We start from the raw sequence: 13,100 nt of genomic DNA on the forward strand, positions 1-13,100 counted from the left end.
CATCATTGGCGCCGGAAATTCGAGTCGGAAGGGAAAACGGTCCGGCGCTTACATACGTCATCGTTTCCGTGACGCCCGGCCGGAGCCGAGTGATCGGAATGTTCTATTCCGTTTCAGGGGCGTCGGAGGGCTGGCCGAAAACCGCCAAGAACGCGGATGCGCCGGTGTATTCTCCGCGAGTGACATCTACGTCCCCCACAACGCCCCCCACCCCTTCCGCGACGGACGCCGAGTGCCTCGCCCTCACCCGCAACCTGCGCCGCAGGGGAGTTCTCGTGCTCTCCGTGTTCGCCCTGGTGTGGGCCGTCGCGGCGGCCTCCGGGACCGGTTCGGCGACGGACGTCGTCCCGCTGGGCATCGAGGTGGCGGCGCTCGTGCTCACGGCGGTGGCGATCTACCTGGGGTATCGCGAGGGCGCCTCGCCCTCGCCCCGCATGGTGAGCCTGCCGGCGAACTGGGCGCGTGGCGTGGGCATCGTCAACTCCGTCGAGCTCGTGGCCATCTTCGCCGTCATCGCCGTGTCCAACGCCTCGGGTCATGCCGAGGCCGTCCCCGCGGGCATCGCCCTCGTCGTGGGACTGCACTTCTTTCCGCTCGCCCGGCTGTACGACCAGTGGCAGTACCGGTGGACGGCGGCACTGCTGACGGCCGTCGCGGTCGTCGGCTTCGTCCTCGTCGCCGCCGGCCTGTCGAGCGAGACCGTGCGGATCGTGGTCGGCCTGAGCAGCGCGGTGGTGCTGTGGGCCTCGTCGTACCACCTGGCCGTGCGCGGCTGACGTCCCCCACGGCCTGAACGCAAGGATGTGCCCGACCGGCCGAGGCCGGGCAGGCGCATCCTTCTGCGTTCACGCTGTCGTGCTCAAGCGGTCACGCGGGCTCAGCAGGCCGAGCAGGTGCTGGACGACGAGGAGGAGGTGCCGATCGAGCCGCTGGAGGCGCCCATCTCCGGCAGGGCGACGCCGTCGGTGACGTCGAGCGTTTCCAGCTCGTCCGCGTCGAAGCCCTCGAACGCCTGGTCCACGTCCTGGTTCTTGATGCCGTCGGTGCTCATGTCGAATCCTTCCGGGAGTCCGTGGTGAGGGTGGGTCAGCAGGCCGAGCAGGTGCTGGAGGACGAGGAGGAGGTGCCGATCGAGCCGCTGGAGGCGCCCATCTCCGGCAGGGCGACGCCGTCGGTGACGTCGAGCGTCTCCAGCTCGTCCGCGTCGAAGCCCTCGAACGCCTTGTCCACGTCCTGGTCCTTGATGTCCTTGGCGGTCATTCGCTTTCCTTCCGTCGAGCCCGGAGTTCCCTTGCGGGAAATGCCCGGACATTGATTCCTGGTTCGCCTTCCGGAATTTCTTTCGTTTCCGTCGGGCTGTGACATCCATATTGCTCGGGTCGTCATCCCGGCGCCAGGGTTTCCGGGTGCCGGCTGACATTTATCACGGGGCGAATGACTTTTCGTCGCCGCCCTGCTTTCCGGAGCCGTCGGGCGGAATTGCCCATTCAGGGCTGTTGACCATGTGCCATTCCCCGCCCGGGTCCGCGGGCAGCTCCGTCCCCGCGGCCGGCGTACCCAGCAGGAAGTCGCCGACCGAGGACTCCCGGAGGTAGTCCAGGCCCAGGACGCGGGCGGACAGGTCGGCGTCGCCGTTGCCCAGCCCGCAGGGCGCCAGGCCCATCGCCGTGGCCACCAGGTACATCGTCTGGTAGAGCACCCCGGTGTGCCGCAGCGTCGTCGCGTACGCCATGGCCCGGTACTTCCACGCCATGCGCTGGAACCGCGAGGTCACCGTGAAGAGCACGTCGGGGCTGACCTCGAAGCCCACGGAACGGGACGCCACACCCAGCAGCGCCCGCCGGTCGGCCTCCGCGGCGCTGACCAGGACGAGGCGGTGCGCGTACGAGTCGTAGTGGTAGACGCCCGGTTCCAGCCCGGCGCAGCGCAGCACCGTGACGTACAGCTCCAGTTCGTACAGCGAGCCGCCGCTCGGGTAGGGCCGCGAGACGACCTCGTCCTCGCCTGGCGCGTCCGGGCCGGGCGTGCGGCGCACCCGGACCCGCTGCACCCGGTACAGGAACTCGCCCAGCTCGCGCGCCGTCAACGCCCGCTCCCCGAAGGTGCGGTGGGAGCGGCGGGACTCGACGGCGGCGGTCAGGGACGGGTCGCGGGCCTCGATGTCGGCGCGGCGCGGACGGTACAGCTCGGTGGCGGGGCCCCGCGGCGCGGGTTTCACGGCGGGCTGCGGGTCGATCTCGCCCCGGTAGGGGTAGAGGGCGCCGAAGGCCTCGTCGTAGCGCCCGGAGCGGATACGCGAGTGGAACAGCAGATCGTGGAAGTCCCACTGCCGCAGCACCGGTTCGGTGTCGGAGGCGAACGTGCCGTCCGGGCCGGCGAGTTCGGCGAAGCCGAGACCCACCAGATGGGACAGGACGTCCAGGGTCTCCGCCTCGCTCAGCCCGGTGGCCTCCCCGGCGCTGCCCGCCCGGCCCGGCTGTCCCAGGGCGGCGGCGAGCTCGCGGGCGGCCCGGTCGACCAGCACGGCGCGGAACGTCACCAGGGGTGACTCCAGGACGAGGACCCCCTCGCGCGAACGGCAGAAGGCGAACCGTGAGAGGCGGACGCGCGCGCCTGCCGCCACGCCCACGACCCGGTGCCGGGCGTCCCGGGCGGTCGGCTCCAGCCGGACCAGCTCCCGGCGCAGCGGCGGCTCGTCGTGCGTGAGCACGCTGTACGCCAGCAGATGCCCGGCCCGTTCCAGCAGCGCGTCGGCCCGCTCCCGGCCGGCGCCGTCGAGTCCCTCGTACAACTCCTCGCGCGGCAACGGGCCCTCGGCCAGCCGGTGCAGGACGGTGCGCAGCGGGCCGCGCACCGGGCGCAGCGCGAGGGAGGTGACGGGCCCCCGGAGCAGGGCGGTGCCCGTGCTGTCGTCGAACGTCACCCGCACGTCGGTGCGCAGCGCCCGGGCGGCGCACTCGGGGGGTTTCTTCGTGGTCGCGGGAATCATCGGGCCTCCGGTACGGACTCGTGTGGATCGACTCGTGTGGATCGATCCGGGTGGATCGATTCGGGTGGATCGCCTGTCGAAATCCACTCTGCGGCCCGCTACACCGCCTCCTCGCTCACCGGCCGCACCGAATGACAGTCACCATTCCCTCTCGTGACCGAGGTCATGGAATGCGTGACAGATGACAGGGACGGACTTCAATCGCTCGGACATTCGGCGCCCAAAGCGCATGCTCGGAACACGAATTCCAACCCGCACGCCCACCGACAGAGAAGGAAAACCCCGTGTTCACTCGTCGACATGCGATACGTCTCGGTCTGACCACCGGCGCCGTCGGGGCGGTCGGCGCGGCGGGCGGGGTCTTCCGTACGCTCACCGCCGGGCAGCAGGCCGCGGCCGCGACCCCGGCCGCCGCGAACGCCGCCGCGGCCGCACCGGTCGAACCGTTCTCCGTGCCGCTGACGATCCCACCGGTCCTGGCCCCGTACCGCCGCACCAGAACCGCCGACTTCTACCGCGTCACGATGCGCCGCGCCGGCGTGGAGATCCTGCCGGGCACCCGCACCGACGCCCTGACCTACAACGGCTCGTTCACGGGCCCCACCATCCGTGCCCGCACCGGCCGGACCACCGTCGTCCAGCAGATCAACCGACTGGACATGCCGGCCTCGGTGCACCTGCACGGCGGCAACAACCCCGTGGCGCACGACGGCGGCATGATGGACACCATCGCGCCCGGCGGCAAGCGGACGTACGTGTACGAGAACGAGCAGCCCGGCGCGACCCTGTGGACGCACGACCACGCGCACCACATGGAGTCCGAGCACGTCTACCGGGGACTGTCGGGTCTCTACCTGCTGCGGGACCCCGCCGAGGACGCGCTGGGCCTGCCGTCGGGCAGGTACGACATCCCCCTGGTCCTGCGGGACGCGCACTTCGACGGCAACGCGCAGCTGGTCTACACGATGGACGACGCGGAGAACCGCACGACCATCCTGGTCAACGGCAGGCCCTGGCCGTACCTGAAGGTCGAGGCCCGCAAGTACCGCTTCCGGCTGGTCAACTCCTGCAACCTGCGCATCTTCGTCCTGGCGCTGTCCGACGGCTCGGCCACCCAGCACCCCGTGCGGCAGATCGGCACCGACGGCGGCCTGCTCGCCGCCCCCGCCGAGACACCCGTGCTGGTGCTGTCCCCGGGCGAACGCGCCGACTTCGTCGTCGACTTCTCGAAGTACGCCCCCGGCACCAAGCTCACCCTCGCCAACATGCTGGGCCCCGGCCCGACCGAACTCGTCGGCCAGGTCATGCGGTTCGACGTCGGCGAACGCACCGCCGACACCAGCAGGGTGCCGGACACCCTCGCCACGCTGCCGGCCCTGGCGAAGCCGACCGTGGAGCGCAGCTTCGACCTCTCCATGGACGAGCCCGGCTCCGGCGGCCACCAGGCCTACATCAACGGCAGGACCTTCGACCCGGACCGCATCGACACCCACATCGAGTGGGGCAGCACCGAGGTGTGGACGGTCACCAACAAGAGCGCCACCGTGCCGCACAACTTCCATACGCACCTGGTGCAGTTCCGCATTCTCGAACGGGACGGGCAGCCGCCGTATCCCGCGGAGACCGGCTGGAAGGACACCGTGCTGCTCTTTCCCGGCCAGACGGCCAAACTCCAGCTCACCTTCGATTCGCACCGCGGTGTTTATCCGTACCACTGCCACATGATCGACCACAGCGCCATGGGAATGATGGCGCAAATGAAGATCTCTTGATGTCAGAACCGGTTCCGAACCGTTCTCTTGTTTCTCGGAAAGGAGGACCATGACCAGCGAAGCAATTCCCCGCCCCTATGCCCGCCGCGTTCTCGCGGCACTGGGCCGGGACCCGACCCGTGTCGTCCTGCACCGGCCGGACACGACGGTGACCGCCGGCGCGCTGCGGGCGTCCGCCCTGGGCAGCGCGGCGCTGCTGCACTCCCAGGGCGTCCGTCCCGGCACCACCGTCGCCATCCTCACCGGCCCCAACCACCCGCTGATGCTCAGCGCCCGCTACGCCGTCCACCTGCTCGGCGCCACCTCCGTCTACGTCCGCTCGATGAACCCGCGCACGGACACCGAGACGTTCTCGGTCGCCACCCAGACCGGGCTGCTGCGTGACCTCGGGGTGTCGCTGCTGCTCGTGGACGAGGCGGACGAGGAGAGCGCGGCCCGCGGCCGGTGGCTGGCGCGGCGGCGGCCCGGCCTGACCGTGCGGGCGATCCCGCGCACGGCGGACGGGCACGACACCGTGCCGCCGGCCCTGTCGCCGCGCCCCGACGACCTGGCCGTCGTCGACTTCACCAGCGGCAGCACCGGCCGGCCCAAGATGGTCGCCCAGCGCTACGGCACGCGCGAGCACCTGGTCGGCCGGCTCGCCTCCGGCCTCGATCCGAGGGGACCGGCGACGCTGCTGTCCGTCACGCCGGTCAGCCACACCACGGCGCCCATGGCCGACGCCGTGCTGTGCGCGGGCGGCACGGTCGTCCTGCACGACGAGTTCGACGCCGACGCGACCCTGGCGGCGATCGCCGAACTGGGCGTGACGGACGTCTACTTGGCGGTTCCCCACCTGTACCGCCTGCTCGACCACCCGCTCGTCACCTCGTACGACCTGTCGTCCCTGCGCCGCATCACCTACAGCGGCACCCCGGCCGCGCCCGAGCGGGTCCGGCAGGCGGTCCGGGTCTTCGGCGACGTACTGATCCAGGTGTACGGCACGACGGAGGCGGGCGGCATCAGCAGCCTCACCCCGCTCGACCACCGCGAGCCGGAACTGCTGGGCTCGGCCGGCCGGCCCTTCCCCTGGGTGCGCGTCGAGATCCGGGCACCGGACTCGGGCACCCCGCTGGGCCGCGGCCAGACCGGCGAGATCTGGATCAACTCGCCGACGGTGTCCGCCGGTTACCTCGACGACGCGGAACTGACCGCGGCGACCTACCGGGACGGCTGGCTGCGCACCGGCGACCTCGGCCACTGGGACCGCTACGGCTATCTCCGTCTGAACGGCCGGGTCGGCGACGTCATCAAGCACGGCGGCCTCAAGCTCGACCCGGCCGCCATCGAGGCGGCCCTGCTGAAGCACCCGCAGGTGCGCCAGGCGGCCGTATTCGGGGTACGCGACGAGGACCTGGTGGAACAGGTCCACGCCGCGGTCGAACTCCACTCGGGCGCCGGCCACACCTCCTGCGACCTGCGCGACTACGTGGCAGCCACCCTCACCCCCGAACACGCCCCCCTCAGCATCTCGGTCTGGCCCGAACTCCCCCTCACGCCCACGGGCAAACCGGACCGCACCCGCTTGCGCTCCGCCACGGCCCCGGTACGCCCTCGCCCGGCACCGGAACCACCCGGAAGGGACCCGCAACCCACGGCACATGCTCCGGCACGGCCGTCCCTGGACGGGGGCCCGGTGGCGCGGTCTTCTCCGGGCGGTCCGGTGGCGCGGTCTTCTCCGGGCGGTCCGGTGGCTCCGCGCCCGCCGGAAGGCTTGGCGCACCAGCCCTCGGCGGACGGCCCGGCACCACCGCCCCCGGCTGGGGCCCCGGTGGTTCCGCGCCCGACGGACGGTCTGGCGCCCCTGCCCTCGGCGGGTGGCCTGGCCCGACTGTCCCAGGCGGGGGGCCTGGTGGCTCCGTCGTCGGTGGGTGGCCCGGTGGCTCCGCAGCACGCGGACGGTCCGGCGCCCCAACCTCCCTCCAGCGGTCCGGCGCCACCGTCCCCGGCTAGGGGCCCGGTGCCTGTGCCTCCGGCCGGGAGTCCGGTGCCTGTGCGCAGGGCGGACGGTCCGGGAGCCCCGCCTTCCGTCGGTGGGGGGCCGGGGCCCGAGCCCCGTGAGGGGTGTGGGGCCGGGCCGCCCGGGGCCGGCGGATTCGCCGGAGCAGACGTCCGCCGGGGCACCGAGCCGCGCAGGCGTACCGATCCGCGCAACAGAAAGGGCATCCCATGACCGCGTTCGGCCACTTCGCCAGGGCACTGAGGCTGCGGCGGCTCTACCGTCACAGCACGGCCGGCCTGATGATCACCCCTCTCGACCACTCGATCAGCGACGGACCCCTCGTCCCCAAGGGCACGAGCCTCGACCACCTCGCCGGGCAGCTCGCCGCCGGCGGCGCGGACGCGGTCGTCGTGCACAAGGGCAGCGTCCGCCACATCAGCCCGGAGCGGTTCGCCGCGATGTCGCTGATCATCCACCTCAACGCGTCCACCAGCCAGGCCCTCGACCCCGACGCCAAGTACGTGGTGACGCAGGTCGAGGAGGCCCTCCGGCTCGGCGCGGACGCGGTGAGCGTCCACGTCAACGTCGGCTCCGACGACGAGCGGCAGCAGATCGGCGACCTCGGACGGATCGCCGACGCCTGCGACCGGTGGAACCTGCCGCTGCTCGCCATGGTGTATCCGCGCGGCCCCCGGGTCACCGACCCGCGCGACCCGGACCTGGTGGCGCACGCCGTCACCGTCGCCTCCGACCTGGGCGCGGACCTGGTCAAGACCGTCTTCCTCGGCTCGACCGCGGAGATGCTCGACCTGACCGCGTCCTGCCCGGTGCCCGTCCTGGTCGCGGGCGGTCCCGCGATGCCCACCGAGGAGGACGTGCTGGCCTACGTCCGGGACGCCCTGGCCGGCGGCGCCGGCGGGGTGGCGATGGGCCGCAACATCTTCCAGGCCTCCGATCCACGGCGGCTCGCCGCCAAGGTGGCCCGGTTGATCCACCACTTCCCGGAGCAGCACTTCGCCCCCCTCGCCTTCCCGGCGGACGCACACCGGGACGAGCGACTGACCCCCGATCACCTGGACGCCCCGGCCCACCTCGGCGCGCCCGGCTCCCCGCTCGACCGCGACACCCACCACCTTTCCCACGCTTCACACTCGACAGGAGGTCCGCATCATGACGGACGCGAAACTGTGCTGGCTTGACATCCGAGGCGCCGGCACCGCAACCCAGGCCGTTCTCGAAGAGGCCCTGCACCAGCGCATCGACGGCATCGTCGCCGCCGACCCGACCGTCTTCACCGGCCTGCCGCCCACCGTCCGCAAGGTCCTGCTCTTCGAGGACGGCCTCGACTCCGTCCCCGACGACCTGGGCGGAGCCGACCTGGTGGTCGTCCCGGGCCCCCGCGAGGACCGGGCCGCGCTCCAGCAGGCCCACCCGGACGTCGAGTTCGGCCGCTACGTGGAGATCGTCGACGCCGACACCCTGGAGGACGCCTGCCTCGCGGCCCGCCTGGAGCCGTGGAGCGTGCTGGACTTCCGCGACCCCACCAAGATCCCGCTGGAGATCGTGATCGCCGCCGCCACCGGCGCTCCCGGTTCGATCATCACCACCGCGTCCAACACCGAGGAGGCCGAGATCGTCTACGGCGTCCTGGAACTGGGCTCGGACGGCGTCCTGATGCGGGCCAACACCGTCGGCGACGCGACGGCCCTGCGCACCGCCGCCACCGCCCGGGGCGGCGAGATCGACCTGGTGGAACTGACCGTCACCCGGACCACGCACATCGGCATGGGGGAGCGGGCCTGCGTCGACACCACGACCCACTTCCGCAAGGACGAGGGCATCCTCGTCGGCTCCCACTCCAAGGGCATGGTGCTGTGCGTCAGCGAGACCCACCCGCTGCCGTACATGCCGACCCGCCCGTTCCGGGTCAACGCCGGAGCGCTGCACTCGTACACCGTCTCGCAGGCCGGCCGCACGCACTACCTGAGCGAACTGCACGCCGGCAGCAAGGTGCTGGCCGTCGACGTCAAGGGCCGCACCCGGCCCGTCAGCGTCGGCCGCGTCAAGATCGAGACCCGGCCGCTGATCTCCATCGACGCGGTCGCCCCGAGCGGGCAGACGGTCAACCTGATCCTCCAGGACGACTGGCACGTCCGGGTCCTCGGCCCGAACGCGTCGGTCCTCAACTCCACGGAGCTGAAGCCCGGCGACACCATCCTCGGACACCTGCCCACGGCGGACCGTCATGTCGGCTACCCGATCGACGAGTTCTGCCTGGAGAAGTGAGCGCGGCACCCGGCCCGACACCAGACGCCGTAGCGACCGCACCAGCCACGGGCCCCACCGGCCCGTGCCGAGCGCTCGCCCGGCCCCGCCCCGCCCCGGCACCCCACGTGCCGGGGCCGGCGCGCGTCCGCCCCCGGCCGGCAGGGCCCCCGCACCCGCCACCCGCGCGCCACGCCCGCTCACCGTCGTCCCGGCCCCGGCCACCGTCGCCCCGGCCCCGGTCCCGGTCACCGTCGCCCCGCTCCCGCTCCCGCTTCCGCTCCCGGTCGTCGCCCCGGTTCCGGTCCCGGTCACCGTCGCCCCGGCCCCGGTCCCAATCACCGTCGCCTGGGTCCCGCTCCCGCTCCCGCTCCCGCTCTCCGAGCCCGCCACCCCCGACGTGCCCCGGCTCACCGTCGATCGCTCCCCGGCCCCTTCACCCGCAGGCACCGGCACAGGCATCGGCACAGGCACGCGCTCACCCCCTCCCCCTCCCGAACCGCCCCTCACAGCAACCCGTGTTCCCCGGCGATCCGCGCCGCGTCGAACCGATTCCGTCCGCCCAGCTTCTTGATCGCGGCTGACGTCAGATTCCGTACCGTTCCCGCCGCCAGATACAGCTCGCCCGCGATCTCCTTCACGGTCGCCCCGCCGGCCGTCAGCCGCAGCACGTCCATCTCCCGGGTGCTCAAAGACAACTCCCCGACGGCGACGGGCCGCAGCAGCGACGGATCGACGGTCAGACAGCCGCCCGCGACACCCATGAGCGTCGTGACGAGCTGGGGCAGCCGGGCGTTCTTCGGTACGACGCCCAGGGCGCCGGCCGCCACGGCCCGGTCAACGACCGACGACGTGGCCGCCCCCACCATCAGCGCGACCCCGCACTTGGGGTGCCGGCTCCGTACGTCGGTGGCGACGCGCAGCGACTTGCCGCCCATCGTGGACTCGCCCAGCAACAGCACCGTCGGCCGGTGCCGTTCCACGGCCGGCTGGACGGAGTCGTACGACGTGGCCAGGCCGACGACCTCCAGTCCGTCGACGCCGTTGAGCGTCTCGGCGAAGGCCTCCAGCACGAGTTGGTGATCACCTGCGAGGACTATGCGTATCGACATGCTCGACCCCCGTACGGCAGGACTAAGGCAAAGACTCGGGAAAAACAGCGGAATTGACGGTGTGGCAGATCCGGGTCAGACGGAGGGGGCGCGCCACGGCTCGTGCAGCCGGGCCAGCCGCTCCACCACCGCCTGGGCCGCCTTCTCGAGGCTGGAGCCGTCACGCCCCACGTCGACCTCGATGTGCTCGGCGCCGGCCGGCAGGGAAGCCGCGACGACACCCGACAGGACGCGGAAGAACGGGGCCAGTTCCTCGCCTCCGCTTTCGCCGGGGACGACCACGACGCCGGCGGTGACCGGCCCGAGGTCGGCGGCGATCTGACCGGTCAGCGCGGCGAAGCTCTCCGGCCGTTCCACATCGGCTTGATAGGGCAGTGCGACCAGTCCGATTCCGGCCAGTTCCTTGCACAGGAACGCCGCGTTCGTGGCGGCGTCGTCACCGCGCCCGGGATGCCCCGCGCCGACCACCGCGACGGCGGCACCCAACGCGCAGAGCTGACTGGCGACCAGCCGCCCGACGCCGGTGGTGCCGTCGACGACAAGGGCGACACAGCCGTGCAAAGGCGGTAGTACATGTGCGACTGTGTGCGACATCGGAACTCCTGACCGGGTAACGTGGCCAATATGTGAACGATCTGCGGGGGTCCTTCGCATGCCTTGCGACGCTCCTCCGTGCCGCGTCGCCGCACCGGAAGTCGGCGCGGCCGCCCGGTCCGGACATGTGGTTCGCATGTGGTTCAAGGGGGAGGCGCCACGTGGACGAGGTTTCGCCACTCGATCAGCAGACCCTCGCGGTGTACCGCGCGATCCTTTTCCACAAGCAACATGATCCGGACAAGCTCGCCGAGCTCCTCGACATCAGCTGCGACGAGGTGCACAACGCGCTCACGCGCCTGTCCGACCTGTCGTTGCTGGCCCCGTCGCAGGACTCACCCGGCACCCTGCGCGCGGTGAACCCGTCGCTCGGCCTGAAGGTCCTGCTCCAGCGGGAACAGGACGAACTGGCCTGGCGGCAGCAGCGCATCGAGCAGAACCGGGCCGCGCTCGCGGCGCTCGCCGCCGAGTACACGGCGTCGGCCGGGTCCGGCTCGGACGGCACGGAACAGCTCGACAACGTGGACGAGATCCGCACCCGGCTGGAGGCGCTCGCCGAGTCGTGCCAGCAGGAGTCCTTGGTCTTCCACCCCGTGGGCGGCCTGACCAAGGAGGCGATCGAGGCGTCCCGGCCGCTGAACGAGCGGGCACTGGCCCGGGGCGTCCGCTTCCGTTCGATCTACCTCGACAGCGCCGTCAACGACCGGGTGACGAGAGCCCACGCCCAGTGGATGGCGGAGCACAACAGCGAGATCCGCACGTCCCCGACCCTGCCGATGCGGCTGCTCATCATCGACACGACCGCGGCCATCGTGGCCAACCTGCCCGGCCAGACGGGCCCCGCGGCCCTGATGTTCCACAGCCGGCCGGTGGTGCTCGCCATGCGGGCGCTGTTCGAGGCGTACTGGGAACACGCGAGCCCGTTCCATCAGAACTCCTCACCCGACGACGACCCGCAGGGGCTCACCCCGCAGGAGCGCAAACTCCTCCAGCTCCTCGCCACCGGCCTCACCGACGAGGCGGTTGCCCGGGCGCTCGGCATCGGAGTCCGTACGGAGCGCCGCATCATGGCGGAGCTCATGGAACGCCTGGGCGCTTCCAGCCGCTTCGAGGCGGGAGTCCAGGCGGCCCGCCGCCAGTGGATCTGACGGCCGGCCGTCGCGCGGTCCGCCGGATGCGCGGAGATCACCGCTCTGCGTTCGGACCGGGCTGCCATGTGAAGTCCTCGGTGCTGTCGGCCGGCACCCGGTGCCAGGTGAAGTCGTCACCGCCGTGCCCCGGACCCGGGATCCCGATGAGGTCGGTGCCGCCCAGGGGCAGCGGAGTCCAGGTGAAGTCGTCGGGCGAACCGGGCAGGTGCGGCAGCGGCGGCAGCACGTCGCCGACGGAGCGGTCCGCCTGCGAGACGGCCGAACCGGCCGCCTGCGTCCCCTCGGCCTGCTCGGCGGCCTGCGCCGGCACCGCCCAGGCGAGCGTGGCCAGCACGGCCGAACCGAGGACGACGGCGGCGGAACGACGGTTGGTGGTACGGATCATGGCTGGTCTCCATTCCATGCGTGAGTCAGGACCTTTGTGACGATGCATGGAGCCAGTAGTGCTTCAGCTCCCCCGGACCGTTCCGCGTTCCCCGCGCTTCCCGGCCGCTGATAAGAGAGAACCATCCCGCCGCCCCCGCTGTCCGCATCCGGCCACGCCAGGAAGCTGCCTGGCAGGGAGTTGCACGCCGGGGCCCCCTCAAGGAAGGCCGACGGAGAAGACGCGCAGATGATGCACGCCATCGAGGACATCGAGCAGGAGAGAGGCCGGCTGTCACACCGGCCGGCAGCAAAGGACGCGCCCTGCGTTCTGAGCGCCTTCGACCTGCGGACGAGCTGCCCGGTCGACGAGTTCGGCCGCAGGGTGCGTTCCGTGCTGGACCCCGCCCTTCACCTGGCGCTCTCGCAGCCGTTCGAGGGGGAGGACCTTCCCGTCGGCGAGATCCCGGACTGGTTCGTCGCCGCCTGCCGTGGAGGGACCGGGCCGGTCCCCGACTTCGCGGCCCGGGGCAGGGAGCGTTACACGGCCGCGACCGGGCAGGGGCCGTGGGACCTGCAGGAGTGGCTGTACCAGTTCGACCCCGCGTCCGAATTCCGGGGGTGGGCCTGGTGGGACCTGACGCGGTCGGGGGACCGCCGAGCGCGGATCCGCGTCGACTCGTGGGGCGAGTCCTTCTTCGCCTGTGACGAACTCCGGTGGCTCGCCCACGTCTCCGGCGCCGAGGAGGTCAGCGGTCCGGCCTTGGTGAAGTCCGCTCCTCTCGTTCTCCCGGAGCAACCTCACTCCGGTGGCGCGTGAGGGGTCGGGTCCTGGGGCCGGGGGCTGTCCCCCCCTCGCGGGCGGTGGCTCGC

The 13,100-nt window shown here is 71.8% G+C and carries 13 protein-coding genes; 7 read left to right on the forward strand and 6 right to left on the reverse strand.

Features of this window, described 5'->3' with window-relative positions:
- Positions 1 to 179: 179 nt before the first annotated feature.
- Complete coding sequence (locus tag ACZ3I3_RS08700) at positions 180 to 776, forward strand: hypothetical protein (protein ID WP_467363642.1); 597 nt, start codon at positions 180 to 182, stop codon at positions 774 to 776.
- A gap of 101 nt (positions 777 to 877) precedes the next feature.
- Here ACZ3I3_RS08700 and ACZ3I3_RS08705 read toward each other — a convergent pair whose 3' ends face one another.
- The 3 genes from ACZ3I3_RS08705 to ACZ3I3_RS08715 all read right to left on the reverse strand — a co-directional run bounded on the left by ACZ3I3_RS08705 (position 878) and on the right by ACZ3I3_RS08715 (position 2,989).
- Entirely contained in the window at positions 878 to 1,051 is a 174-nt protein-coding gene (locus ACZ3I3_RS08705; protein ID WP_086563659.1) for a thiazolylpeptide-type bacteriocin, read from the reverse strand.
- 35 nt (positions 1,052 to 1,086) lie between these two features.
- Positions 1,087 to 1,260 carry a thiazolylpeptide-type bacteriocin gene (locus tag ACZ3I3_RS08710; RefSeq protein ID WP_467363643.1) on the reverse strand — a complete coding sequence of 58 codons (174 nt, stop codon included), beginning with the start codon at positions 1,258 to 1,260 and terminating at the stop codon, positions 1,087 to 1,089.
- 163 nt (positions 1,261 to 1,423) lie between these two features.
- Positions 1,424 to 2,989 carry a SagB/ThcOx family dehydrogenase gene (locus ACZ3I3_RS08715; RefSeq protein WP_467363644.1) on the reverse strand — a complete coding sequence of 522 codons (1,566 nt, stop codon included), beginning with the start codon at positions 2,987 to 2,989 and terminating at the stop codon, positions 1,424 to 1,426.
- Positions 2,990 to 3,273: 284 nt separating this feature from the next.
- Between ACZ3I3_RS08715 and ACZ3I3_RS08720 the strand changes: the two genes are divergently transcribed.
- Genes ACZ3I3_RS08720 through ACZ3I3_RS08735 form a run of 4 tightly spaced genes read left to right on the forward strand, consistent with a single transcriptional unit; the run spans position 3,274 to position 9,028 of the window.
- On the forward strand, positions 3,274 to 4,761 hold the full coding sequence (locus tag ACZ3I3_RS08720) for a multicopper oxidase family protein (RefSeq protein WP_467363645.1): 1,488 nt from the start codon (positions 3,274 to 3,276) through the stop codon (positions 4,759 to 4,761).
- Positions 4,762 to 4,810: 49 nt separating this feature from the next.
- Positions 4,811 to 6,973 (forward strand): class I adenylate-forming enzyme family protein, encoded by a 2,163-nt coding sequence (locus tag ACZ3I3_RS08725; protein WP_467363647.1) that lies wholly within the window; start codon positions 4,811 to 4,813, stop codon positions 6,971 to 6,973.
- A complete protein-coding gene (locus ACZ3I3_RS08730; protein ID WP_467363648.1) occupies positions 6,970 to 7,941 on the forward strand; it encodes a 2-amino-3,7-dideoxy-D-threo-hept-6-ulosonate synthase in 972 nt (323 codons plus the stop codon). Before ACZ3I3_RS08725 ends, ACZ3I3_RS08730 begins: the two co-directional genes overlap by 4 nt.
- A complete protein-coding gene (locus ACZ3I3_RS08735; RefSeq protein WP_467363650.1) occupies positions 7,913 to 9,028 on the forward strand; it encodes a 3-dehydroquinate synthase II family protein in 1,116 nt (371 codons plus the stop codon). Before ACZ3I3_RS08730 ends, ACZ3I3_RS08735 begins: the two co-directional genes overlap by 29 nt.
- A gap of 485 nt (positions 9,029 to 9,513) precedes the next feature.
- Here ACZ3I3_RS08735 and ACZ3I3_RS08740 read toward each other — a convergent pair whose 3' ends face one another.
- Positions 9,514 to 10,119, reverse strand: coding sequence for a response regulator transcription factor (locus ACZ3I3_RS08740; RefSeq protein ID WP_467363651.1), 606 nt, complete (start codon positions 10,117 to 10,119; stop codon positions 9,514 to 9,516).
- Positions 10,120 to 10,194: 75 nt separating this feature from the next.
- Entirely contained in the window at positions 10,195 to 10,713 is a 519-nt protein-coding gene (locus ACZ3I3_RS08745; protein ID WP_467363652.1) for a hypothetical protein, read from the reverse strand.
- A gap of 161 nt (positions 10,714 to 10,874) precedes the next feature.
- On the opposite strand from ACZ3I3_RS08745, the gene ACZ3I3_RS08750 reads away from it, so the two are divergent.
- Positions 10,875 to 11,861 (forward strand): helix-turn-helix domain-containing protein, encoded by a 987-nt coding sequence (locus tag ACZ3I3_RS08750; protein WP_086564946.1) that lies wholly within the window; start codon positions 10,875 to 10,877, stop codon positions 11,859 to 11,861.
- Positions 11,862 to 11,898: 37 nt separating this feature from the next.
- Here the strand turns inward: ACZ3I3_RS08750 and ACZ3I3_RS08755 are convergent, their stop codons facing one another.
- The gene (locus ACZ3I3_RS08755) at positions 11,899 to 12,249 is read right to left on the reverse strand and encodes a hypothetical protein (protein WP_467363654.1); all 351 of its coding nucleotides are present in this window, start codon (positions 12,247 to 12,249) and stop codon (positions 11,899 to 11,901) included.
- A 228-nt stretch (positions 12,250 to 12,477) separates the two neighbouring features.
- Here ACZ3I3_RS08755 and ACZ3I3_RS08760 point away from each other — a divergent pair, with 228 nt between their 5' ends.
- A complete protein-coding gene (locus ACZ3I3_RS08760) occupies positions 12,478 to 13,047 on the forward strand; it encodes a hypothetical protein (protein WP_467363655.1) in 570 nt (189 codons plus the stop codon).
- Positions 13,048 to 13,100 lie beyond the last annotated feature (53 nt).

The organism is Streptomyces sp. NPDC016851 (assembly GCF_055562795.1).